At 63.7% G+C, this 23,206-nt stretch carries 26 protein-coding genes and 1 tRNA gene; 15 read left to right on the top strand and 12 right to left on the bottom strand.

Translation table 11 applies throughout. The features are described 5' to 3' along the window. Positions 1–10: 10 nt before the first annotated feature. The 7 genes from ASG84_RS20730 to ASG84_RS20760 all read left to right on the top strand — a co-directional run bounded on the left by ASG84_RS20730 (position 11) and on the right by ASG84_RS20760 (position 6,088). Positions 11–1,045, top strand: coding sequence for a substrate-binding domain-containing protein (locus tag ASG84_RS20730; protein WP_200936643.1), 1,035 nt, complete (start codon positions 11–13; stop codon positions 1,043–1,045). A 66-nt stretch (positions 1,046–1,111) separates the two neighbouring features. After that, a complete protein-coding gene (locus ASG84_RS20735) occupies positions 1,112–2,170 on the top strand; it encodes an ABC transporter permease (RefSeq protein WP_057478888.1) in 1,059 nt (352 codons plus the stop codon). A gap of 2 nt (positions 2,171–2,172) precedes the next feature. Next, positions 2,173–2,991 (top strand): ATP-binding cassette domain-containing protein, encoded by an 819-nt coding sequence (locus tag ASG84_RS20740; RefSeq protein ID WP_032377233.1) that lies wholly within the window; start codon positions 2,173–2,175, stop codon positions 2,989–2,991. A gap of 79 nt (positions 2,992–3,070) precedes the next feature. Then, a complete protein-coding gene (locus tag ASG84_RS20745) occupies positions 3,071–4,234 on the top strand; it encodes a Gfo/Idh/MocA family protein (protein ID WP_082521113.1) in 1,164 nt (387 codons plus the stop codon). Between the two features lie 93 nt (positions 4,235–4,327). Then, positions 4,328–4,771 carry a VOC family protein gene (locus ASG84_RS20750; RefSeq protein ID WP_057478889.1) on the top strand — a complete coding sequence of 148 codons (444 nt, stop codon included), beginning with the start codon at positions 4,328–4,330 and terminating at the stop codon, positions 4,769–4,771. Between the two features lie 4 nt (positions 4,772–4,775). Beyond that, complete coding sequence (locus ASG84_RS20755; RefSeq protein ID WP_057478890.1) at positions 4,776–5,393, top strand: helix-turn-helix domain-containing protein; 618 nt, start codon at positions 4,776–4,778, stop codon at positions 5,391–5,393. 20 nt (positions 5,394–5,413) lie between these two features. After that, positions 5,414–6,088: an NAD(P)-binding oxidoreductase gene (locus ASG84_RS20760; protein WP_057478891.1), complete on the top strand. Its 675-nt coding sequence runs from the start codon at positions 5,414–5,416 to the stop codon at positions 6,086–6,088. Positions 6,089–6,147: 59 nt separating this feature from the next. Here the strand turns inward: ASG84_RS20760 and ASG84_RS20765 are convergent, their stop codons facing one another. Together ASG84_RS20765 and ASG84_RS20770 are read right to left on the bottom strand one after the other, a co-directional pair. Beyond that, positions 6,148–6,570 (bottom strand): hypothetical protein, encoded by a 423-nt coding sequence (locus ASG84_RS20765; protein WP_057478892.1) that lies wholly within the window; start codon positions 6,568–6,570, stop codon positions 6,148–6,150. Positions 6,571–6,747: 177 nt separating this feature from the next. Then, positions 6,748–6,822, bottom strand: a tRNA-Thr gene (locus ASG84_RS20770). A gap of 92 nt (positions 6,823–6,914) precedes the next feature. Here ASG84_RS20770 and ASG84_RS20775 point away from each other — a divergent pair. After that, entirely contained in the window at positions 6,915–8,378 is a 1,464-nt protein-coding gene (locus tag ASG84_RS20775) for a threonine/serine ThrE exporter family protein (RefSeq protein ID WP_057478893.1), read from the top strand. Between the two features lie 8 nt (positions 8,379–8,386). Here the strand turns inward: ASG84_RS20775 and ASG84_RS20780 are convergent, their stop codons facing one another. Together ASG84_RS20780 and ASG84_RS20785 are read right to left on the bottom strand one after the other, a co-directional pair. Then, entirely contained in the window at positions 8,387–8,647 is a 261-nt protein-coding gene (locus tag ASG84_RS20780; RefSeq protein ID WP_032376226.1) for an MbtH family protein, read from the bottom strand. 91 nt (positions 8,648–8,738) lie between these two features. Beyond that, positions 8,739–9,548 (bottom strand): alpha/beta fold hydrolase, encoded by an 810-nt coding sequence (locus tag ASG84_RS20785; RefSeq protein ID WP_057478894.1) that lies wholly within the window; start codon positions 9,546–9,548, stop codon positions 8,739–8,741. Between the two features lie 92 nt (positions 9,549–9,640). On the opposite strand from ASG84_RS20785, the gene ASG84_RS20790 reads away from it, so the two are divergent. Both ASG84_RS20790 and ASG84_RS20795 read left to right on the top strand, forming a co-directional pair. Then, positions 9,641–10,168: a hypothetical protein gene (locus ASG84_RS20790; protein WP_057479062.1), complete on the top strand. Its 528-nt coding sequence runs from the start codon at positions 9,641–9,643 to the stop codon at positions 10,166–10,168. A 30-nt stretch (positions 10,169–10,198) separates the two neighbouring features. After that, complete coding sequence (locus tag ASG84_RS20795; RefSeq protein WP_057478895.1) at positions 10,199–10,852, top strand: hypothetical protein; 654 nt, start codon at positions 10,199–10,201, stop codon at positions 10,850–10,852. A gap of 145 nt (positions 10,853–10,997) precedes the next feature. Here the strand turns inward: ASG84_RS20795 and ASG84_RS20800 are convergent, their stop codons facing one another. From ASG84_RS20800 to ASG84_RS20815, 4 genes are all read right to left on the bottom strand, one after another. Next, positions 10,998–11,486, bottom strand: coding sequence for an FBP domain-containing protein (locus ASG84_RS20800; RefSeq protein ID WP_057479063.1), 489 nt, complete (start codon positions 11,484–11,486; stop codon positions 10,998–11,000). A gap of 2 nt (positions 11,487–11,488) precedes the next feature. Then, positions 11,489–12,055, bottom strand: a complete 567-nt coding sequence (locus tag ASG84_RS20805; RefSeq protein ID WP_057478896.1) for a TetR/AcrR family transcriptional regulator — start codon at positions 12,053–12,055, stop codon at positions 11,489–11,491. 69 nt (positions 12,056–12,124) lie between these two features. Then, the gene (locus ASG84_RS20810) at positions 12,125–13,873 is read right to left on the bottom strand and encodes an ABC transporter ATP-binding protein (RefSeq protein ID WP_057478897.1); all 1,749 of its coding nucleotides are present in this window, start codon (positions 13,871–13,873) and stop codon (positions 12,125–12,127) included. After that, positions 13,870–15,618 (bottom strand): ABC transporter ATP-binding protein, encoded by a 1,749-nt coding sequence (locus ASG84_RS20815; protein WP_235581764.1) that lies wholly within the window; start codon positions 15,616–15,618, stop codon positions 13,870–13,872. Before ASG84_RS20815 ends, ASG84_RS20810 begins: the two co-directional genes overlap by 4 nt. A gap of 104 nt (positions 15,619–15,722) precedes the next feature. Here ASG84_RS20815 and ASG84_RS28015 point away from each other — a divergent pair, with 104 nt between their 5' ends. From ASG84_RS28015 to rsgA, 3 genes are all read left to right on the top strand, one after another. Then, positions 15,723–15,896, top strand: coding sequence for a hypothetical protein (locus ASG84_RS28015; protein WP_008710019.1), 174 nt, complete (start codon positions 15,723–15,725; stop codon positions 15,894–15,896). Positions 15,897–15,948: 52 nt separating this feature from the next. Next, a complete protein-coding gene (locus ASG84_RS20820) occupies positions 15,949–17,400 on the top strand; it encodes an alpha,alpha-trehalose-phosphate synthase (UDP-forming) (protein ID WP_057478898.1) in 1,452 nt (483 codons plus the stop codon). A 145-nt stretch (positions 17,401–17,545) separates the two neighbouring features. Further along, positions 17,546–18,562, top strand: coding sequence for a ribosome small subunit-dependent GTPase A (gene rsgA / locus ASG84_RS20825; protein WP_057478899.1), 1,017 nt, complete (start codon positions 17,546–17,548; stop codon positions 18,560–18,562). A gap of 1 nt (position 18,563) precedes the next feature. On the opposite strand, the gene ASG84_RS20830 is transcribed toward rsgA, so the two are convergent. Continuing rightward, entirely contained in the window at positions 18,564–18,794 is a 231-nt protein-coding gene (locus tag ASG84_RS20830; RefSeq protein WP_057478900.1) for a hypothetical protein, read from the bottom strand. A gap of 154 nt (positions 18,795–18,948) precedes the next feature. Here ASG84_RS20830 and ASG84_RS20835 point away from each other — a divergent pair, with 154 nt between their 5' ends. Then, positions 18,949–20,364 carry an MFS transporter gene (locus ASG84_RS20835; RefSeq protein WP_057479065.1) on the top strand — a complete coding sequence of 472 codons (1,416 nt, stop codon included), beginning with the start codon at positions 18,949–18,951 and terminating at the stop codon, positions 20,362–20,364. Beyond that, a complete protein-coding gene (locus tag ASG84_RS20840; protein ID WP_037172841.1) occupies positions 20,361–20,762 on the top strand; it encodes a MarR family winged helix-turn-helix transcriptional regulator in 402 nt (133 codons plus the stop codon). The genes ASG84_RS20835 and ASG84_RS20840 overlap by 4 nt, the downstream gene beginning before the upstream one ends. Positions 20,763–20,779: 17 nt before the next feature. Here ASG84_RS20840 and ASG84_RS20845 read toward each other — a convergent pair whose 3' ends face one another. The 3 genes from ASG84_RS20845 to dnaJ form a co-directional block, all read right to left on the bottom strand. Then, a complete protein-coding gene (locus tag ASG84_RS20845; RefSeq protein WP_032405540.1) occupies positions 20,780–21,526 on the bottom strand; it encodes an FAD-binding oxidoreductase in 747 nt (248 codons plus the stop codon). A gap of 77 nt (positions 21,527–21,603) precedes the next feature. Continuing rightward, positions 21,604–22,020: a heat shock protein transcriptional repressor HspR gene (locus ASG84_RS20850; RefSeq protein WP_057478901.1), complete on the bottom strand. Its 417-nt coding sequence runs from the start codon at positions 22,018–22,020 to the stop codon at positions 21,604–21,606. Further along, a complete protein-coding gene (gene dnaJ, locus ASG84_RS20855; RefSeq protein WP_057478902.1) occupies positions 22,020–23,198 on the bottom strand; it encodes a molecular chaperone DnaJ in 1,179 nt (392 codons plus the stop codon). The genes ASG84_RS20850 and dnaJ overlap by 1 nt, the downstream gene beginning before the upstream one ends. Positions 23,199–23,206: the final 8 nt, after the last annotated feature.

Raw genomic sequence — 23,206 nt, forward strand, 5'->3', positions numbered from 1 at the left:
TGTTTGGAAAATGACGTCTCGTCTGGGTTCGGTAGCGGACAGGTCCCCAAAGAACCTGGGGCGCAAAACCATCGCACTGGCGATGGGGGTCGCGTTGGCGGCATCGGTCGCCGCGTGTTCGTCCTCGGGAGGCGCTCCCGAGGAGTCCGACTCCGGAAGCAATGCAGGAACGGCCGATACCCCGAAGGCAACCATCGCGATGATCACCCACGAGGTACCGGGCGACACGTTCTGGGATCTGATTCGCAAGGGTGCCGAGGCAGCGGCGGCGAAGGACAACATCGAACTGCGCTACTCCGCAGATCCCGAAGCGCCCAATCAGGCCAACCTGGTCCAGAGCGCAATCGACTCGAAGGTCGACGGCATCGCGGTGACGCTGGCCAAGCCCGACGCCATGGCCCCCTCGGTGGAGGCCGCAGAAGCCGCCGGAATTCCGGTGGTGGCGTTCAACTCCGGATTCGACTCGTGGAAGGACATGGGAGTCGGCCAGTACTTCGGACAGGACGAGACCATTGCCGGCCAGGCCGCTGGTGCCCGCCTGACCGCGGACGGTGCGAAGAAGACACTCTGCATCATCCAGGAGCAGGGCCAGGTGGCTCTCGAATCTCGCTGCGCTGGAGTCACATCCGGATTCACCGGTGGCAGCACCGAGATCCTCAACGTCAACAGCAAGGACATGCCGTCGGTGGAGGCCACCATCACCGCGAAGTTGCAGCAGGATCCGTCGATCGATCACATAGTCGCGCTCGGAGCCCCGATCGCGCTGACGGCCGTGCAGTCCAAGGCCAACGCCGGTAGCAACGCCACCGTCGTCACGTTCGACACCAACGCCGCACTGGTCGACGCGATCAAGTCCGGCGATGTCGAGTGGGCCATCGATCAGCAGCCGTACCTGCAGGGCTACCTGGCGATCGACTCGCTGTGGCTCTACCTCAACAACGGCAACACCATCGGCGGAGGCACCCCGGTACTGACCGGACCCGCGTTCATCGACTCGACAAATATCGACGCCATCGCCGAGTACGCCCAGAACGGTACTCGCTGAACCCGACGCTCACCGGCACGCGGATCCCGCTGCCGGTGAGCGTCGTACCAGCAGGGAAGGAATACCATGTCCACGCAGGCCGACCTGGATCTGTCCAAACACACTGTCGTCGTCGATGAGCGGGTGAAGAAGCAGAAGCCGTTGCAGCGCTTGTTGATTCGCCCGGAGATCGGGGCTCTCTTCGGAGCGATCATCATCTTCGTGTTCTTCTGCATCGTCGCACCACCGTTCCGCTCCCCCGAGGCGCTCGCGACCGTCCTCTATGCGTCGTCGACGATCGGGATCATGGCCATCGGGGTCTCGTTGCTGATGATCGGCGGCGAGTTCGATCTGTCGACCGGCGTCGCAGTCACGTTCTCGTCCATCATGGCGTCGATGATTGCTTACAATCTGCACCTGAACGTGTGGATCGGATCGGCGTTGGCGTTGGTGCTGGCGCTCGCGGTCGGGTTCCTCAACGGATATCTGGTCATGAAGACCAAAATCCCGTCGTTCCTCATCACACTCGCAAGCTTCCTGATGCTCACCGGAATCAACCTCGCCGTCACCAAGTTGGTGACCGGACAGGTGGCAACACAGTCGATCTCGGACATGGACGGATTCGATTCCGCCAAAGCGGTGTTCTCGTCGTCGTTCTCGCTGTTCGGAGTCTCCATCCGCATCACCGTCGTGTGGTGGATCGTGTTCACTCTCGCAGCCACCTGGGTGTTGATGAAGACGCGGATCGGCAACTGGATCTTCGCCGTCGGCGGCAACCAGGACTCGGCCCGTGCGATCGGTGTACCGGTGACGAAGGTCAAGATCGGCTTGTTCATGTTCGTCGGCTTCTGCGCCTGGTTCGTCGGTATGCACCTGCTGTTCGCGTTCAACACCGTTCAGTCCGGCCAAGGCGTCGGCAACGAGTTCCTCTACATCATCGCCGCAGTGATCGGCGGGTGTCTGCTCACCGGCGGGTTCGGAACTGCCATAGGCGCATTCATCGGCGCGTTCATTTTCGGCATGGCCAACCAGGGCATCGTCTACGCCGGCTGGAACCCCGACTGGTTCAAGTTCTTCCTCGGCGCGATGCTGCTGTTCGCCGTCATCGCCAACAACTCGTTCCGCACCTACGCTGCCAAGAGGTAATCATGACCATTCACGCCGACACCCCCATCGAATCCGAACCTGCAGGCGGAGGCAAAACGCCCCTCATCGAACTGAAGAACGTGGGCAAGAGCTACGGCAACATCATTGCGCTGCAGGGCATCAACCTACGCGTGGGTGCCGGTGAGGTCACCGGAGTCCTCGGCGACAACGGAGCCGGCAAGTCCACCTTGATCAAGATCATGGCCGGCCTGCATCAACAGAGCGAAGGAGAACTGCTCGTCGACGGCAAGGCGACCACGTTCGACTCCCCCAAGGACGCGCTCAACCAAGGCATAGCGACGGTCTACCAGGACCTTGCTGTGGTCGCGTTGATGCCCGTGTGGCGCAACTTCTTTCTCGGTCAGGAGCTCCGCAAAGGCAGTGTGTTCAAGTCGCTCGACACCAATGCCATGCGCGCGACGACCATCGAGGAACTGCACAAGATGGGCATCGACCTACCCGACGTCGATGCACCCATCGGGTCCCTCTCCGGTGGTCAGCGTCAGTGTGTTGCCATCGCCCGCGCCATCTTCTTCGGTGCGCGTGTACTGATCCTCGACGAACCGACCGCAGCCCTCGGCGTCAAGCAATCGGGAATGGTACTGCGCTACATCTCCGCAGCCAAAGAACAGGGCTTCGGCGTCGTCTTCATCACCCACAATCCGCATCACGCCTACATGGTCGGAGATCACTTCGTCCTACTCAACCGTGGCCGACAGAAGCTCGATTGCAGCTACGAGGACATCTCGCTCGACGACCTCACGAAGGAAATGGCGGGCGGCGACGAGCTCGACACCCTCACCCACGAACTCCGGCGGTAATTCGGGCTCGTCACCCACCTGCTGTATCGGGCCGGTCCGATCGGACCGGCCCGCACATCTTTCGAAAAGGGGTTTTGTTGTGCGATCGACTCGGTCGGTTCGTGTCGGAGTAGCTGGTTTCGGGTGGATGGGACGGGTGCACACGCAGGCGTATTCTCGGCTGACGCAACACTATCCAGACCTCGGCGTGCGCCCCGAGTTGGCCATGGTCGCGGACGAGCTCGAAAGCCGAGCAGACGACGCTGCCGACCAGTTCGGCTTCGCGGCGGCGACAACCGATTGGCACGAGATCCAATCCAACCCGACGATCGAGGCCGTGTCGATCACCGCGCCCAACTTCCTGCATCGCACCATCGGAACCGCAATGGTCGAGGCGGGAAAGCACATCTGGATCGAGAAGCCGGTCGGTCTCTCCGCCGACGACGCACGGGCAGTTGCGCTCGCTGCCGAGAAGGCGGGCGTACAGACGGCCGTCGGCTTCAATTACCGCAATGCTCCTGCGGTCGAGGAAGCCAAAGCTTTGGTGGAATCGGGCGAACTCGGGTCCATCACTCATGCTCGGTTCCGATTCTTCAGCGACTACGCAGCTCATCCCGACGGGGCGCTGAGCTGGCGATTCGAGCGGGCGCGTGGGGGCAACGGAGTTCTGGGCGATCTCGCCTCGCACGGAGCCGATCTAGTCTACTACCTGCTGGGCGACATCGAATCCCTGGTGGCAGACACCGCGATCTTCGTTCCCGAACGAACCAAGCCGAGCGGCTCCACCACCGGTCATGCTCTCGCGGCCGGAGGTGAACGCGGTGCCGTCGAGAACGAGGACTTCGTCAGCAGCCAACTCCGCCTGCACAGCGGAGCGCGCGTCGTGCTCGAGGCAAGTCGCGTGGCCGTCGGCGATCAGAACGCGTACGGATTCGAGATTCACGGCACCAAAGGTGCTGTGTCCTGGGACTTCCGGCGGATGGGCGAACTCTCTATCAGCACGGGTGACCGTTACCAGGATCAACCTGCATCGACCGTCTACGTCGGACCTTCGCACGGAGAATACGGCGCATTCCAACCAGGTTCGGCGTCGTCCATGGGGTATGACGACCTCAAAGTCATCGAGGCCATGCGCTTCTTGAAGTCCATCGCAGACGGAAAGCCCTGCGGCGCAACGGTGCGAGACGCCGTCCGCAGTGCCGAAGTCCTCGATGCCATGACCGAATCGGTTACTTCGGGACGCTGGATCCAGCCTGGAACCTGACGCAGGCCCGGAGCTGTCAGCTGCCCGACTCATGGACGGTGGACCACGGCGTGAGCAGTTGACTGCACATTGTATGAGCATTAATCTGCTCACATGGCTCCCGCAACCATCCCCCCTTTTCACCTGGCGATTCCGGTTCACGATATCGACGCTGCCCGGAAGTTCTACGGTGACGTGCTCGGATTCTCGCGCGGGCGCTCGTCGGAGAGATGGACCGATTGGAATGTCCGCGGACACCAGGTCGTCACCCACCAGGTAGGCGACGGTTCCTCCGACGCACGGTCGCCGGTCGCCGGAACCAACCCCGTCGATGGGCACGAGGTTCCGGTGCCGCATTTCGGTTTGGTACTCGCGGTGGACGAATTCAAGGAACTCGCAGGCCGCCTCGAAGCCGCCGGCACGGACTTCGTCATCGAACCGTATGTGCGCTTCGCAGGCGAGCCGGGCGAGCAATGGACCATGTTCTTTCTCGATCCTTCCGGAAACGCTCTCGAGTTCAAAGCTTTTCGGAACATCGATCAATTGTTTGCCGTGTGAGATCGTGACACCTACTGGCCACGAACCCGAGGACGACGGTGCCGGTGACGGCGAACTCACCCGAGAGTTCCTGCAGCAGATCGGAGCGCGCATCCGCGTGCTTCGATCTCGGAGGTCTTTGACCGTGCAGCAGCTGGCCGACCTGTCGGATGTAAGCCGTCGCCTTCTCACTCAGATCGAGCACGGGCAAGCCAATCCGAGCCTGGTCGCGGTAACCCGTATTGCCCGAAGCCTGGGAACCGACTTCACCGAGCTCGTCGGGGACTCGGTACCCGGCGACGTTGCGGTCGAACGGATCTCCGCATCCGCACACGTGCTGGTGTGGACCTCTCGACTGGGCAGCACCGCTTATCTGTTGGTGTCCACCCCTGGCATCCGAGTGGCCGATATGTGGCTCTGGTCGTTGGTATCGGGCGATCAGTACGGCGGCCGCCCCGACTCCCCAGGATCTGCCGAGCTGTTCCACGTGCTCACCGGCGAGCTGACCGTTCGAGCGGACGCGACAGAGGTCGTCATTTCGGCCGGCGAGTCCGGCCGCCTCCGCAGTGACCGCGTCTACCAGTACATCAACAACGGCCCGAAGCCCGTGACATTCCTGCGGACGGTCGCGCTCGCCCGCTGAACAAAAGCAAGGAGACACACATGAAGACCTTCATCATCGGTGCCGCAGGCGGCATCGGCTCGAGACTCAGCACCATCCTCACCGGCCGCGGTGACACCGTTTCCGGAATGATCCGCAATCCCGATCATCGTGACCTGGTCGAATCAACCGGCGCAACAGCCGTTTTCGGTGACCTCATCGACAACGACGTCGCCACGCTCGCAACGGCGTTCACGGGCCACGACGCCGTCGTCTTCAGTGCAGGCGCACATGGCACCGGCATGGACAAGACAACACTGATCGACGGCAAGGGCCTGGAGAAGGCAGCCGACGCAGCACGCAGAGCCGGCGTCGATCGGTTCGTATTGGTCTCTGCGTTCCCCGAATCGGGCCGAAGCCAGCAGCCGTCCGAGGGATTCGAGCACTACATGGCCACCAAGAAGACGGCCGACGTCTACCTGACCCACACCGATCTGGACTGGCTGATCGTGCGACCGGGAGTTCTCCTCGACGAGCCGGGAGACGGCACTGTCACCGCCGGACTGGCCATCGAGCACGGTGACGTACGCCGCGACAACGTTGCAGCGTTCATCGCCGCGGCACTTGCCGAACCGTCGTTGACTCGAACCATCGTCGAACTCACCGACGGCACAACGCCGGTCGCAGATGCCGTTCGCCAGGTGATCGATGGCTCCGGAGCACGCCGAACCGCCTGATCGATTCCGAGTCGGCCTGGCTTCGGTACGAACGCGCCAGGCCGGGTCGGTCGGGTGGTCTAGTTCTCGGCGAGACCTAGTGCTGCTGAGAGATATTCACGCGAATCTCGAAACGTTTGCGCTACGCCGCGTCCTGCGACGGCTCTGTACCGACCGAGCTGATCGTCATCGAGGAGGTCGAGCACGGTGCTGGAATCGGCGTGCATCCAACCGCCGTCGCGCACCAATTCGTGGGCGCGTTTACCCTGCAGGGCTGCAATCCCCTCGACCCTGATTCCCTTCGGATCGGTCGACACTGCGATGTAGTAGGCCTTCTTTCCGGGGTAACCGGCCTTCACCTTCGAGCGCAGCCGCAAGACGGCAGCGACCGCGTCATCGATGGCTGACGACTGCTCGTCGGAGCCCGATTCGGCGTCGGATACCCGAGCAATCTCAGCATCCAGTGCAGCAACCAAAGTGGCCAGGTACTCGAGATCGCTCATCGACTCATGATGCCTTACGAGAGCGGGTTCTCGAACCAGCACCCGACGACGATCAACCTTCAGCTCCTCCGTTTCGGATAACTGACTCCGATCGGCGTCGGGTATTCCAAACCGGGGAGCTGATGCGCCTCAAAATGGGCAAGAAAACGCTCCGACCCAACAGCGGGATCGGAGCAGTGGAGCCTCCTAACGGGATTGAACCGTTGACCGCTCGCTTACAAGGCGAGTGCTCTACCGCTGAGCTAAGGAGGCAGTGAAGCGACGCAATCATATCCGTTCATCGGACGCTCAGTGTCAACAGGTACCTTGTCGGTGGATCACCCCAGCAACGTGTAAAGACGGACATGACTTTCCTGCAAGACCTGACGGCTTCGTTGAGCCGTCTCACCGGTGAGCGTCGGGCCACCATCGATACGCCGACTGCAGCACCGTCACCTCTACGCCCTATCGATCTGACCGACGATGCGTCGGTCGCCGAGGTGCTGGACCTCGCGGTTCGCGTCGGCGAGGTGTTGTTGGCCTCGGGCACTTCAGCGGTGGACACGGCGACGCAGGTCCAGTTCATCGCGGCGACATACGGCCTCGCGCGCTGCGATGTCGACGTCACGTACAACTCGATCACTCTGAGCGCCCATCGTGGCCCGACACGTCCTCCGGCGTCGACGATGCGCATCGTGCATTACCGCTCGATGGACTTCACGCGTCTGGCCGAGGTCGACCGTCTGATCCGCGCTGTACGCGTCAAGATGGTGCCGCCGAGTGCTGCGCTCGAGCGACTCGACGAGATCACCAAGGCCCCACACCCCTACAACCGGTGGATCGCGACTCTGGCGTGGGCCGGCATGGCTGCGGCCATCAGTGTGTTGCTCGGCGGTGGCGCTCTGGTCGCTGTGGTCAGCTTCCTGACGACGATGGTGATCGACCGCATCGGACGCGTCCTCAACCGCGCCGGTCTGCCGTTCTTCTTTCAGCAGGTGGTCGGCGGCTTCGTGGCGGCAACACCGGCGATCACGCTGTACAACTTCCAGGACCAGCTCAACATCGATATTTCGCCGTCTCAGGTCATCGCGGCCGGTGTGGTCGTGCTGCTGTCGGGTCTCTCGCTCGTCGGCTCGGTGCAGGACGCGATCACCGGTGCCCCGATCACGGCGTCGGCGAGGTTCTTCGAGGTGTTGATGATGACCGGCGGCATCATCGCCGGCGTCGCCACGTCCCTGCGGATTGCAGCGTTGATCGGCAGCGATCTACCCCAGATCAGCAACTTGGCACCGCCGGACATCCTGCAGGTCCCCACGAAGGTGCTCGCAGGCGCGGCAGCGTCGCTGTTCTATGCACTTGCCTGCTATGCCGAGCAACGTGCGCTGACGGCTGCCTTCATGGGCGGTTTCGCGGGCTCGCTCGTCTACCTGCTGTCGCAGACGCTCAACGTGGGTCCGATCATCGCCTCGGCCATCGCTGCTGTCGTCGTCGGATTCGCCGGTGGTCTGCTGGCCCGTCGTGCGCTCATTCCGCCGTTGATCGTCGCCGTTGCGGGCATCACGCCGTTGCTGCCGGGCCTCTCTCTGTATCGCGGTCTCTACGCGATCCTGAACGACCAACTACTGCTGGGAATCAGCTCTCTGTTCGCAGCATTCGGCGTCGGCTGCGGCCTGGCGGCAGGCGTCACCCTCGGTGAGTGGGGTGCCCGCACGCTACGACGACCGCGCATCCTGGCCCGTACCGAGGAAGTGCTGCGTCCGACGCTTCGTCGCATAGAAGTACCGCGCCGACCGACTGTTCGTCGGCGGCGCGGTACGGGTACTTCGTAGAGCGGAGCTCAGGCCTCGGCGCTGGGGGTTCCCTCGGCAGAGGCGCGTGCAGCAGCGTCGGCTTCCATGGCCTCACGCAGGCTACGCGGACGCATGTCGGTCCAGTTCTTCTCGACGTACTCCAGGCAAGCGGCGCGGGTGTCTTCACCGAAGACGACACGCCATCCCTGAGGGACCTCGGAGAACGTCGGCCACAGCGAATGCTGGTCTTCGTCGTTGACCAGCACGAAGAAGCGTCCGTCTTCGTCATCGAACGGGTTGGTACTCATCTCGCCTCACTCGTCGCAAACGTTTGATTGGTACGTGATGCACCGTGAAGTGCACCACGACCCTAGCAACGCGGGTGCTTACCCGGTGCCGTCAGGCCTTCAGAAAGCCGAGCAGTTCCGCATTGACTGCTTCGGGGCGCTCGAGATATCCGTAGTGCCCGGCATCTTCGATTTCGACGTACCGGGCACCTGGAATGGCGTCCGCCAGCTCCTTGCCCAGGTAGGCGGGGATCATCCGATCGTCGGCGAACCCGACCGACAGGCACGGCACGGAGACACCGCGGTAGGCCGAGGTGCGATCGAAATCGTCCTCCATCCCCAGCTGGGCGCGCACTCCGGCCGAGGGCGACGACGCCGAGAACTCGAACAGATCGAGCCAATCGCGCGCACCGCGCCCATCCCGCAACGTCGCAGGCGACAGATTCATCACTGCCGTGACCGCAGCCGAATACGTGCCGGGGAGCTCGACGCGCTTGTCGTACAACGCTCGCTCGCCCTGCGCGAGGGTCTTCTGGAACTCGTCGACTCGGGCGTGGCCGGCGAGGAACACGGCCTTGCGCACCAGGTCAGGCCGGGCCAAGGCCAATTCCTGCGCGACGCGTGAACCCATGGACGTTCCGACGACGAAGGCCTTCTCGTCCCCGTTGCGGACGAGTTCGATCAAGCCGGCGGTGTCGGCGACCATCGCCTCGATAGTGATGCCGTGAGCGCTCTCCGACGACGGCGCGATGCCGCGATTGTCGAACGTGCACACCCGGTACCCCGCTGCTGTGAGAGCGGGCACCTGATGCAGCTCCCACACGCGGCCCGGGCTACCGGTACCCATAACGAGAACCACCAGGTCGCCACTGCCTTTGACCTGGTAATTGATGTCGATGCCGTTGATCTTGGCGATAGGCATAGGTCTCCTCACTGCTGATACGTCCGTCGGCGATCGTATCGTTCGTGGTCGACACGGGGTTACTCGTACAGCCAGTGGGTACCTGCAGTGACATGACTGACGAGAACGTAGCGGGCGAAGCACGCAAGGGATTGCTCGACGGAATCAAGGGCAAAGCCAAAGAGGTCGTGGGCGCGGTGACCGGCAACGATTCGTTGACTGCAGAAGGTCAGTTGCAGGCCGCGCAAGCCCGCGAACGCAAGGAAGCGCAGGCCACCGAGCGGGTAGCGGAGGCTCAGGCCACCGAAGCCGGCGAGGAGTTGGCCGACGTACGCACCGCCGCCGAGAGCCGGCGTGAAGCCGCGGAGAAGAACGCGGCGGTGACCGAGGCCAACGCGGATCGCGTACGCGAAACGCAGGCGGCTGCAGCCGAGCAGAACAAGCGAGAGACCGTGGCACAGGAGCGCGCAGCAGCGGAGGTCGATGCCACTGCCGAGCAGATCGAAGCCGACGAGGACCGACGCATCGAGCAGGCTGCGGCGGACTCCGACGAGATGGTGGCTGCGCAGAAGCACCAGGAGGCACTTCGTCAGGCCGAGGCCGATCGCAAGAAGGCCGAAGAGCTCCGCAATCAAGCCTGATCCACTACTGCAAAACAGGAGTTTCGCTTTATGAGTGTCCTAGCCATACCGATGACCATTCTTCGCATCCAGTACAAGATCGCTCGAATTCCGTTGCAGCTCATCGAGACCAACGTCGTCGAGAAGATGAACGCGGAATCGCCGGCCCGTCTGGTGTACGAGCACACACTCGGATCATTGGACCGCGCCGTCGGAAACCTGTTGGGCGACAAAAGCCTTGCAGATCGCGGCGAGACATTGGTCGACAGCACCGAGAACCGCGCCGAAGCAGCTCGACTGGACGCCGAAGCCCGTGCCAAGAAGGCCGCTGCGGACGACGAGTTGAAGGTTGCCCGCGAGACGGCCGAGAAGGACCGCCGAGCCGCGGACGCCGCTGCCCAGGAAGCAGCACGTGACGCACGCCAGGAAGCGGAGCAGCGCAAGCGTGAGGCGGCTCAGGAAGCTGAGCGCGAAGCCGCCGCAAAGAAGAAGAAGGCCGACGAGCAGGCCGCCGCAGCGACAAAGGCAGCCGAGGATCGCAAGAAGGCGCAGCAGGCTCAGGTCGACAAGCAGGAGAAGCTGGCTGCAGCGCCGTCCGAGGCCGAACTGGCCGAAGCAGCAGAGCGTTCCGAGGAAGCCGACGCCAAGAAAGACGAAGCAGAGCGCATCGAGAAGCTGTTCATCGCGGAGAAGAACAAGGACTGACTTCGGTCCTGTCGGCGAATTACGTCGACTTGTCCGATCTCCGGGAGGACCTCACACCCTTTTTACCGACTGCGCGCCCCTACTCGCATCAGAGTATGGGCGCGCAGTCGTCAATCGGGGCGCGCGGTCCCCGCCCATCTGTTGATCAACCGAGAATGCGAGCGAGAAACGCACCGATGTTGTCTTCCACTGCTGCGGTACGTGTCTCGACATCGAAGTCCTCCTTGAACTGCCGGCCCAGCGCAGGGGTCTTCTTCTTACGCGCATAGAGCGAGCACGCAAGGTCCGAGCAGATGTAGGTACCCACGGTATTTCCACGCCTGCCGGATTCTCCGGCTTTCGCAGCAGCCATCAACGAGACCCCGCCGTTGGCGTGTGTGGTGAGACAGATGCTGCACATCTGCGCCGTGCGCGGCCCTCCGGGCTTGAAGCGCAACGCGATTCCGCGCAGATCGTCGCCAGAAGGAACGACGATGTAGCTTCTTCCGGCGAGCTTCGGGTCCACCCAACCGAAGAAGTCGAGATCGTCCCACGGTACTGCGTCGAATGCCTCGGGAAGGGTGACCCGCTTGGCATCGCCCTTGGATGAATTGACGAACGACGACCTGATGTCGCGTTCGGAGATCGGTTTCATCGTCACTGCCTCCACTGCTCCAAGAGAGCATCGATTCCGTCGAGAATGCGAACCCAGGACTCCTGCGAATCCGGCGCGCTGTGACTGAACGAGCCGGATGCGTCGAGGGTTGCGTAACCGTGAAAGACACTGCCCAACAATCGAACAGCGTGAACTTGGTCTGCCTCGCTCAGGTTGTACCCTCGCAGGATCGCCTTCATCATCGCCGAGTGACGCACTCCCGCACTCGCAAGAGCGGTCTCGTGATCGAGCGGAAACTGCGTCGCGGCATAGCGTCCCGGATACTCCCGCGAGTAGTCGAGATATGCGTTCGCGACGGCCACCAACGCGTCCTTGCCCGCTCGGCCCGCGAGAGCCTCCGACACCCTGTCGGCCAGTTCCTCCAACGCCAGCAGCGCGATGCCGACGTTCAACTCGTGCGAGTTCTTCAGATGCGAATACAGGCTCGCCACCTTGACGCCGAAACGTCGCGCCAACTCGCTGGCAGTCACGCGATCGAAGCCGACCTCGTCGGCCAGATCCGCTCCTGCTGCCACGATGCGTTGCGTGGTCAATCCTGCGCGTGCCATGCCGGCCTCCTCGATCTGTCGAGGACACCGTATCCAAAACTAATAGCTATAGGCAAATTGCTAAACCATTCAGCGGCCCTGCCACGCCTCCCACAACTGTGCGTAGCGTCCACCGGCCGCGACGAGCTCCTCGTGCGGACCTTGCTCCAGTATCTGACCGTGCTCCAACACCACCACGCGGTCGGCCGCGGCGGCCTGTGTCAGACGATGCGCGACGATCAACGTGCTGCGTCCCTTCGTCGCGGCCTCGGCAGCAGCTTCGAGTTCGCGCGCACCGGAACTGCCGGCCTCTGCGGTGGCTTCGTCCAACACCGCGACGGCCGGGTCGGCGAGAACCATTCGCGCCAAGGCCAATTGCTGCGATTGTGCGGCGGTCAATTGGTGCCCGCCCTCGCCGACGGCGGTATCGAGTCCGTCGTCGAGTGCCTCGGCCCACCCCCATGCTCCGACGGTCCGCAACGCTGCTTCGACGTCGGCGCGTCCGGCGTCCGGCGCGGCCAACCGCACGTCGTCGATCAACCGGCCGGCGAAGACGTGCACTTCCTGACTGACGATTGCAACGTGTCGGCGCAAGCCCTCACTGCCCAGTGCGTCCAGGGTTGCGCCGCCGACGCGGACCGTGCCGGACGTCGACGCGATCGAACCGGCCGCGATGGCCGCGATGGTCGATTTGCCGGCACCGGTGGACCCGACGAGCGCGACGGTCTCGCCCGCATCGACGCGCAGGTTCACTCCGTGCAACACCTCGTGGCCCTCCTCGTACGCGTGCCGTAGATCGACGACTTCCAGCGTGGAATCGGCAGGCACGGAACCGTCGCCTACCGGCCGTTCGTCAGGAATATCGACGACACCGACCAGGCGGGCCAACGATGCACCGGCAGACTGGATGTCGTCGAATGTGAACAGCAACGTGCCGATCGGATTGAACAGGCGATGGAACAGCAGGGCCGCGGCCGTCGTCTCACCGACGGTGACGTAATCGCCTCGTACGAGCAGGAACCCGGCCAGCAGGATCACCGACAGTCCCACGCATTCGGCGCGGTTGCTGCGCGAGCCGAACCGGGTGAAGAGTCGGAATACATCGAGGCCGATGTCTCGGGCCTTGGCCGACGACCGGTCGATGTCGCTCAGGTGGGCAGACTCGAGTCCGTACGCGCGCACTGTCTTTGCGCCCTGCATGCTGCTGACGAACGACTGCGCACGCTCGCCCATCGCGACGCGTTCGGCCGCATACAGCGGAGCCGACCGCGGCAGATACCACCGCAGCGCCAGCACGTACATCGGCAACGCCACCAGTCCGGCGAGGCCGAGACGCCAGTCGATTCCGAGCATCGTGATCATGCTTAGGCATACGAGCAGGAATGCCCCGACGAGCTGCGGAATCACTTCACCGATCGACTTCGCCATCACGGCGACGTCGTCGCCCACTCGGGAGAGCAAGTCTCCCTTGCCTACTCGCTCCAACGTGGCCACCGGCAGATGCAGGGCGCGACGAACGACGGCTTCGCGCAGCGAGGCCAGGATTCCCTCGCCGAGGGTGCTGATGAGATAGCCGCTGAATCCGGTGACGATTCCGCCGATCACCGCAGCCACCGCTATCACCACGACGACACCGACGATCGTCGACGTGTCGGCTCCGTCCCGGACACGGTCGACCAGCACACCGAGCACGTATACCGGCACCAGCGACATTCCCGCAGCAATCGCGCCGAGGAGCAGCGTCACCGCCGTTCGTGCTTTTCGCAGGCGCAGCTGCTCCAGCAGCCACTTCCCGGACCGTGCCCCGGTGGCGATCGGAAGTAGTTCGGGGGTCGTCATCGAAGCACCGTGTTCTTGTACTGCGTGTCCGACGACGCGAGATCGTGGTGCGTTCCCTCGGCGACGACGCGTCCGTCGTCGACGACGAGGACGCGATGGGTCACCGACAGCAGCGCGGGGCTGGTGGTGATGAGAATGGTTGTTTGCGAGGCGCTTTCGGTGTGCCGAAGTTCGGCGATACCGCCAGCGATGGCGTGTTCGGTGACGGCATCGACGGCCGTCGTCGGGTCGTGCAGCACCAGCACCGGCGCATCGACCGACAGCGCCCGAGCCAGGGCGACCCGTTGACGTTGCCCGCCGGACAGGCTCGCTCCACGGTCGGTGACGGCGTGTTCGAGGCCGGCTTCGTGCAGTTCCACTACGTCGGTGGCTGCGGATGCCTGCAGCACTCGGGCGAGTTCGGCCTCGGGCCGCTCACGCCCGGCGGTGACGTTGCTCCGGACGGTGCCGGCGAAGAGGTCGGTCAGGTGCGGCTCGACGAGAACGGTCTCGCGGGCGCGTCGGAGATCGATCTGCCCGGCCGTTATGCCGCCGATGCGGACCGTTCCGGTGTAGTCGGACTCGGAGACCTGGCCGGACAGCAGTGCGGCGATCGCTTCGCCGTCCTGCGGCCGATAGGCCACCACACCGAGTAACTCACCTGGTGCGGCCCGGAAGGCGAGGCCGTCGAGCGATCGGAATCGAACGTCGTCGACGGACAGTTCGGTCCCTACCGGAACCGCGGACTCCGACTGCGGTAGAACGTGTTCCGCACCGAGTACGAGGGCGAGCCGATCGGCCGATCCACGCACCATGGCCACCACACCGGGGATTCTCGACAACCCGGTGAGTGGCTCGATGACGAATTGCGAGAGTCCGATGACGGTGATCAACTCGCCGACCGAAATTCGGCCCTGCAGCGCGAACCAGCCTGCGGTCCCGGCAATTCCGACGGCGAGCAGCGCGTTGACCGCCGCGGCAAGGCCTTGATAGATGTTGTTTGCGCGAGCCAATTTCAGCGTCGCAGCCAATGCTGTTCGGCTCGACGTCACGAACCGCTGCGTTGCCGCGTCCTCGGCACCGATACCGCGCAGCGGCCGCACGCCACTGACCAGGTCGGTAGCCATCCCCGATACCCCGGCGATCTCGGCTTGCTGCGCGGTAGCCGCACGAGTGAGCAGCGGGGCGAGGCGCTGGAGCGCAATCAGAATCACCGGAGTACCGATCACTACGGCCAGGCCGAGAGGAATGTCGATGATCAGCAACGCCACCGCCGACGCCACCACCGCCACGGCCGATGCGAAAACCCGGGCGATCAGATCGAGGATCCACGACTCCTTCTCGGCATCCGAGGTCGATACCGTCAGCAGCTCCCCCGACGACAGCTCGGTCCGCAGTCCCCGGGGATCGAGAACGCGTCCGGCAACCTCGATACGCACCAGGTACGCCTCCCGCTCGATCGCGACGACGATGATGCGAGCACCGATGCGCCACGCATACGACAGCGTGACGAACAGGGCCGCCAGCCCGATCAGCGAGACGATCATCGCCGTGACGTCGCCGGTGTCGATGGCCCGCGAGACGATAAGCCCGATGGCCACCGGGACCATCGTTTCGCACAGTTGATGTACCCCGAACAGCATCGACGAGCCGATCAAGCGTGCGCGATGCCGCCGTACGGTGCGGCGCAGAATCGCGGAGCCGGTGGCCGGAGGAGGGCCCTCCAACACCGTTCGAGCATGGCGAAGCGGTACAGAATCGGTCATTTGCTGCAGCCTAAGGCATCGGGAACTGGCGATGGGGTGCCACATTTACATAGAGTCGTGGCCAGGAACACCACGTAAGTCCAGTAGAAAGTACGGAGAACACCATGCCTGCGAAGACATCGACCGACAACGACATCGCCGACGAAGACATCGTCCCACTCGAATACGAGACGGCCAGCCAGGCTCAGCGCGTCGTCGCGGCCTACGCCACCGATGCAGACGAATGCCGCATGTTGTTGTCGATGCTGGGTATAGACCCCGTAGCGAAGACCGACTGACAGGTTTTCGCAGGGCTGTTTCCCCAGGGATCTACAAGCGGATTGGACAGTTGTGGCTGACGCCTCGCAGGGTTCGGATTTTGTCGTCGTAGCCAACAGGTTGCCCGTCGATCTGGAAAAGCTTCCGGACGGAAGCACGCGATGGAAGCGAAGCCCCGGTGGGCTGGTCACCGCCCTCGAGCCGATCCTGCGCGCCAACAAGGGTGCCTGGGTGGGATGGGTCGGCGTATCCGACGTCGACGTCGAGCCGTTCGTCGAGGACGACCTGCAACTGCGACCGGTGCCGATCAGCGAGAAGGAGTACACCCAGTACTACGAGGGGTTCTCCAACGCCACCCTGTGGCCGCTCTACCACGACGTGATCGTCAAACCGGAGTACGACCGCGACTGGTGGAACGCCTACGTCGAGGTCAATCGCCGCTTTGCCGAGAAGACATCCGAGGCGGCGGCACAGGGAGCGACGGTCTGGATCCAGGACTACCAGCTCCAGCTCGTCCCGAAGATGCTGCGCATGTTGCGCCCCGATCTGACCATCGGGTTCTTCCTGCACATCCCGTTCCCGCCGATCGAGCTGTTCATGCAGATGCCGTGGCGGACCGAGATCGTCGAAGGACTGCTCGGTGCCGACCTCATCGGCTTCCACCTGTCCGGCGGTGCTCAGAACTTCCTCTACCTTGCCCGACGCCTCGCCGGGGGAACCACATCTCGCGGCACCGTCGGAGTGCGGTCCAAGCTCGGCGTCGTGCAGGTCGGCTTCCGGACCGTGCGCGTCGGAGCCTTCCCCATCTCCATCGACTCGGGCGATCTCGACACCAAATCGCGTACGAAGGCAGTCCGTGATCGCGCGAAGCAACTCCGCAAGGATCTGGGAAACCCGAAGCGCATCATGCTCGGTGTCGATCGACTCGATTACACCAAGGGAATCGACGTCCGGCTCAACGCTTTCCGCGAATTGCTGGAAGAGGGCCGAGTCGACCCCGCCGAGAACGTCATCGTGCAGTTGGCCACGCCGAGCCGTGAACGCGTAGAAAGTTACGTCGCGATGCGCGGCGAGATCGAGCAGCAGGTGGGCCGCATCAACGGCGAGTACGGCCAGGTGGGCCATCCGGTGGTGCACTACCTGCACCGGCCGATCCCCCGCGACGACCTGCTCGCCTACTTCGTCGCCGCGGACGTCATGCTGGTCACCCCGTTGCGCGACGGTATGAACCTCGTCGCCAAGGAATACGTGGCCTGCCGCAGCGACCTCGGTGGCGCATTGGTACTCAGCGAATTCACCGGTGCCGCAGCAGAATTACGTCAGGCGTACCTGTGCAATCCACACGATCTGGACAGCGTCAAAGACGCAATCATCGGTGCGCTGGAGCAGGAACCCGAGGCCGGAAAACGTCACATGCGCGCGATGCGTAGGCAGGTTCTCGCGCACGACGTCGACCGCTGGGCCCGATCCTTCCTGACCGCACTCGCACAACCTGCGGAGGGCTCGAGCCCCACACTGCGTTAAATCACTTTTCTTCCGACCGTCGACGGCTGTAGCTTTGCCGTCGACGGTTTCTTTCTATGCGCTTCACACGTGAGGAGGTGGGCATCATGGCCACCTGGACGACAGCACCCTCGAGCCCTCGTTCCTCCTCCCCGAAGGATTTCGCATGTCTCCACTCGACCTTTACGGTCTCGATCAACACTGGCTGACCGAATTCGAAAGGCATTCTCGGAACGCCATTCTCGCCCGCGTCGTTCGCGTCGACCGCGGTGAGTTCGACGCCGTCACCGACAGCGGCGTCGTCCGATGCACCGGCAGTAAAACCTGCACCGGAGATTGGGTGACGCTGGACGAGAACTCGTTCCGGCTGATCGCCATCCTGCCCCGCCGGACGGCCATCGAACGCGCCTCCGCCGGATCCACCTCCGAGACACAGCTTCTCGGAACCAACGTCGATACCGTTGTTGTCACCGTCGCGTCGGACACGGCCCTCGACCTCGGTCGCGTCGAGCGCTACATCACCCTCGCCTGGGGCAGCGGCGGCGTCCCCGTTCTCGTGATCACCAAGAACGACAGCGGCAGCGTGGACGAAGAACGAATACTGGCAGCCGCACCGGGTGTCGCTGTGTGCAGCACGAGCGCTGTGTCGAACCGCGGAATCGACTCACTGACAGCACATCTGCGAGGTACGGTCGCACTGATCGGGCCGTCGGGATCCGGAAAGTCGACGCTCGGCAACGCCCTTCTGAGCGGCTCGACTTTCGCCACCGGCGACACCCGCGACGCCGACGGCAAGGGCAGACACACGACGGTGCATCGGGACTTGGTGCCGATTCCGACGTCGGGCCTCGTTCTGCTGGACACACCGGGTCTGCGGTCGGTGGGCGTCCAGGGATCGGAAGATGCTGTGGCGAACGCCTTTTCCGACATCGAAGAACTGGCCGCACTGTGCCGGTTCGGTGACTGTGCCCACGAACGCGAGCCCGGCTGCGCAGTACTCGCCGCCGTCGACGCGGGCGATCTCACCGAACGCCGACTCGGTAACTACCGAAAGCTGCTGCGGGAGAACGCCTGGGCCACCTCGCGGCATGACGCGCGAGCTCGCAGCGAGAAGCTGCGCGAGTACAAACAGATCTCGAAATCACTGCGCCGGAAATACGCAGCCGAAGGCAAGGTGAGGTAAGTCAGCTCTCGTCGAACAGCGAGGGGCTCTCGCTCTCCGCCTCGGCCTGCGGACTCGACCCCCCGCTGTTCGACGCCTTGCGTACCACCTCGACCGTGGTGGTACGCACCGACAACCGATGCCCATCGTGATGTTCGAGCAGCGCCAAACCTTGACGAATCTCGAGCACCTTCCACGGGCCGGCGTGCCCGGACGCCTGAACCAGGTCGCCTGGTGCGATCTCGGAAGCCACTGTTGTTCTCCATTCGGCGAGCGATCGGGTTCGAGCAAGTCTGTGACACACACCCTATCGGGCACGCACCTGGGCGCACACACTTGCTCGGTGAACAATTTAGGAGTACTCATGTAATAGTTATAGATATACAAGCATTGTCGCGGAGGTGGACGTGGCCGAGTTGACTCGACGACACCGGTATCTCGTGCTCGGCATCTGCTGCCTGAGCCTGTTTCTCGTCAGCACCGACAACACGATCGTCAACGTTGCACTGCCGTCGATGCGCGCCGACCTGAACGCATCGGTATCGGGCCTCCAGTGGATCATCGACGCATACACGCTGGTCGTGGCCTCACTGCTGATGCTCGGCGGTTCGATGGCCGACAAGTACGGCCGCAAGCGCTTCTTCCTGATCGGCACCGGAACGTTCGTCCTCGGCTCCCTGCTGTGCAGCGTCGCACCGTCGCTCGGCTGGCTCGTCGCCTTCCGCATGTTGCAGGCCGTCGGCGGCTCGATGATGAATCCGGTCGCCATGTCGATCATCACCAACACCTTCACCGACCCGAAAGAACGTGCCGGGGCGATCGGAATGTGGGGTGCAGTCGTCGGGATCTCGATGTCCGCAGGCCCCGCACTCGGCGGCATCCTCGTCACGAGCGCCGGGTGGCAGTCCATCTTCTGGATCAACGTGCCGGTCGGCATCTTCGCCCTGCTGATGACGCTGAAATTCGTGCCCGAATCCAAAGCCGAACACGCACGAAAGTTCGACCCGGCCGGGCAGTTCCTCATCTTCGCGTTTCTGGCCTCGCTGGTGTTCACCATCATCGAAGGTCCCGCGAAGGGCTGGGGATCGCCGCTGATCGTGCTCACCGGTGCCATCGCACTCGGGTCCCTCGTCGGCTTGCTCGTGGTCGAGTCGAGGATCGAGGAACCGCTGATCCAACTGAAGTTCTTCCGCAGCGCACCGTTCAGCGGAGCGACGGTGATCGCGGTGTGTGCCTTCGCCTCCCTCGGTGGATTCCTCTTCCTCAACACCCTCTATCTCCAGGATGTGCGCGGGTATTCGCCGTTGCACGCCGGTCTCTACACTCTCCCGATGGCTTTGATGACGCTGATCTTCGCGCCGATCTCCGGCCGTATCGTCGGCACCCTGGGTGCGCGCATTCCGCTGCTCGTGGCCGGAATCGGATTCGTGACCTCGGCGCTGATGCTCACCCGACTCACTCCGACGACGTCGTTCGCGTGGCTGGCGGTTGCATACGTGATATTCGGAATATCCTTCGGCATGGTCAACGCACCGATCACCAACACAGCGGTGTCCGGAATGCCGCGCAGCCAGGCCGGAGTGGCGTCCGCCATCGCGTCGACCAGCAGGCAGGTGGGCCAGTCGCTGGGCGTGGCCGTCGTCGGTGCCATCGTGACTGCAGGCATCGTCGGTGAGATCTCCGACGGTTTCACCGCCGCCGCCGTGCCCGCGTGGTTCGTCATCGCAGGCGCAGGCGTGGTCGTCACCGCGCTCGCCTTGGTCACCACCGGCCGGTGGGCCCGCTCGACCGCCGAGAACATCGGCCGTCCGGTACTCGTATGACCGCCGACGCAGCGCATGTCTGGCGCGAGATGCGCTCACTGATGCTCGAGAAACACGACACCCGACGGGCCGTCGCCGACGCCACCGGTATGAGCTTTCTGCGGGCCAAATTGCTCACCAAATTGCTCGCAGGTGATCGGACGGTGACCGAGCTGGCCGAGATTCTTGCGTCCGATGCGCCGTACGTCTCCCTCAACGTTCGCGAGCTCGAGAAGCGCGAATTGGTGGTGCGCACCGAAGATCCCGACGATCGCCGACGCCGCATCATCGGGCTCACCGATGCCGGCCGTCGCCTTGCCGAGAAAGCCAGAACAATCGCCGACGCCCCGCCGCCGGAATTCACGACGGTATCCGCGGCGGATCTGGCACATCTACGACGGATTCTGCAGCTGCCCTGATCTCGTGGGACAGCGTTTCAGCGGCGGATGGACTCAAGCGGGGTGCCGGTCTCGACCAGGGCACGCACGGTCGCCGCTTCCATTCCCGGGGATCCGCACACCAGAATTTGGCTGTCCAGGAATGGCCCCTGGGTGGCGACGACGTCGGCCATACTGCCTTCCCAACAATGCTCGGGCTCGAAGAACGCGGTGGTGGAACCGATTTCGTCACGGATGCGGTCGTTCCATCGATCCGGAGCCCACGGCTCGTTCAGTTGATCAACGACGGGAACGACGGTCAACCACCGCAATTGCGACGCCATCAACCACAGCATGTCCCCGGCATACAGGTCGCGAGGCGATTTTCCGCCGACGAACAGCGTGACGTTGGGTGGCTGCTCCCAGCGCGTGAGATCGAGCAGAATTGCCCGCAACGGAGCGAGGCCGGTGCCGCCCGCGATCATCACGACGTCGCGACCCGAGTCGTCGACATGCAGACCGCCTTTCGGATCGCTGATCTGCCAGACATCCCCTGGCCGCGTCTCGTTGACGATCGACCCGCTCACCCATCCAGCGGGAACGGCTCGGACGTGAAATTCCAGTTTGCCGTCGAGCGAGGGCGGCAGCGCAGGTGAGTATCGCCGCGTCAGAGCTGAGTTCTGGGGAACTGTCACCGATACCGACTGGCCTGCCGTGAACGGAACCACATCACCCTCGAGTCTGATGACCGCGAGGTCGTTCCGAAGGCGGTGATACTGAACGACCGTCGAACTCCACGCCTGCATGCCGACCAGGATAGGGGTCGGGGGCGGGTGTCTCGCAAACGCGCGCGCGTTTGCGAGGAATCACGCGGGAGGCGAACCTAGCGCTGGTGCTTCGGCTTCCAGACCACCAGGGCGTTGCGTTGAATCGGCACCAGGTCGCGGCGATAGCTGGCGTGCACGGCTGCCAGCTCCTGAGCCAGTTCGCTGATGCGTGACTGCAGAGCCTCGACCTGATTGGTGAGCTCGATGATGCGCTTGATGCCGGCGAGGTTGACGCCCTCGTCCTGCGAGAGTCGCTGCACTTCACGAAGGAGCGCAACGTCACGCGGGGAGTAGCGTCGCCCGCCGCCGGTGGTGCGATGCGGGGTGACCAGTCCGAGCCTGTCGTAGGTACGCAGCGTCTGCGCGTGCATACCGGCCAGCTGAGCCGCCACCGAGATCACGAAGATCTGAGCGTCGGGATCAGCTTGTCCGCCACCGGCTTTCGCAGATCCGCTCTCGGGAGGGACCGACATCACACACCTGCCCACCCGGCCCGCGGGTCGAATCCGCTGGCCTTCTCGGCTTCCAGATAGTTCTTCAGAGCGTCGGTAGCAGCATCGTCCAGTTTCTGCGGCACGGCAACTTTGACGGTCACCATCAGGTCACCGGTACCGGATTTCTTCGGGATACCGCGTCCACGCACCCGCAGTACTCGGCCGTCGACGGTTCCCGGTGGAACCTTCACGCCGACGCGACCCTCGAGGGTGGGCACCGACAGCGTCGTACCGAGCACCAGTTCGCCGTAGCTCACCGGAACGGTCACCGTCAGATCGTCGTTGTTGCGGCCGAACACCTTGTCGGGCTTGACCCGTACCGTCACGAACAGGTCGCCCGACGGTGCTCCCCGCAGACCCGCTTCGCCTTGACCGGCGAGCCGAACCTTCTGCCCGTCGCTGATGCCGGCCGGTACACGCACGGTGATGGTGCGGGTGCGGTTCTGCACTCCGGTTCCACGGCAGTCCGCGCATGGGTCGTCGATGATGGACCCGCTGCCACGGCAGTCGTCACACGGCTCACTGAAGCCGAACGCGCCCTGGTTGCGGTTCACGACACCCTGGCCGTTGCATTTGGGGCACACACGCGGGCTGGTTCCCGGCTTCGCGCCGCTGCCGTGACACGTGGTGCACGAGGAGGGGCTGGTCAGCTTCAACGGGACCGTAACGCCCTGTGCCGCTTCACGGAACTGCAGCGAGGTCTCGGTCTCGACGTCGCTGCCGCGTCGGGGCCTGTTGCTCTGGGGGCGCTGCTGCGCGCCACCGCGATTGAACAGGCCTCCGAAGAGGTCGCCGATTCCGCCGTCGCCGCCGCCTTGACCGAAGATGTCGCCGACATCGAAGGTCTGACCGCCACCACCGAATCCGCCTGCGCCGGGCGAGAATCCACCGCCGCCACCGCGGCTACCGAATCCGCCCGAGGCGAACAGCCGTCGTGCTTCGTCGTATTCCTTGCGCTTGGCCGGGTCGGCGAGGACGGCATGCGCCTCGCTGACCGCCTTGAACTTGTTCTCGGCCGAGGCGTTGCCGGGATTGGCATCGGGATGGTTGTCCCGAGCCAACTTTCGGTACGCCTTCTTGATTTCTTCTGCAGACGCGCTGGAGGAAACGCCCAGCTCCTTGTAGAAGTCCTTCTCGATCCACTCCCGCTGGCTCACCGGGCGTT

The sequence above is a fragment of the Rhodococcus sp. Leaf278 genome (assembly GCF_001426085.1).
GTDB lineage: Bacteria > Actinomycetota > Actinomycetes > Mycobacteriales > Mycobacteriaceae > Rhodococcoides.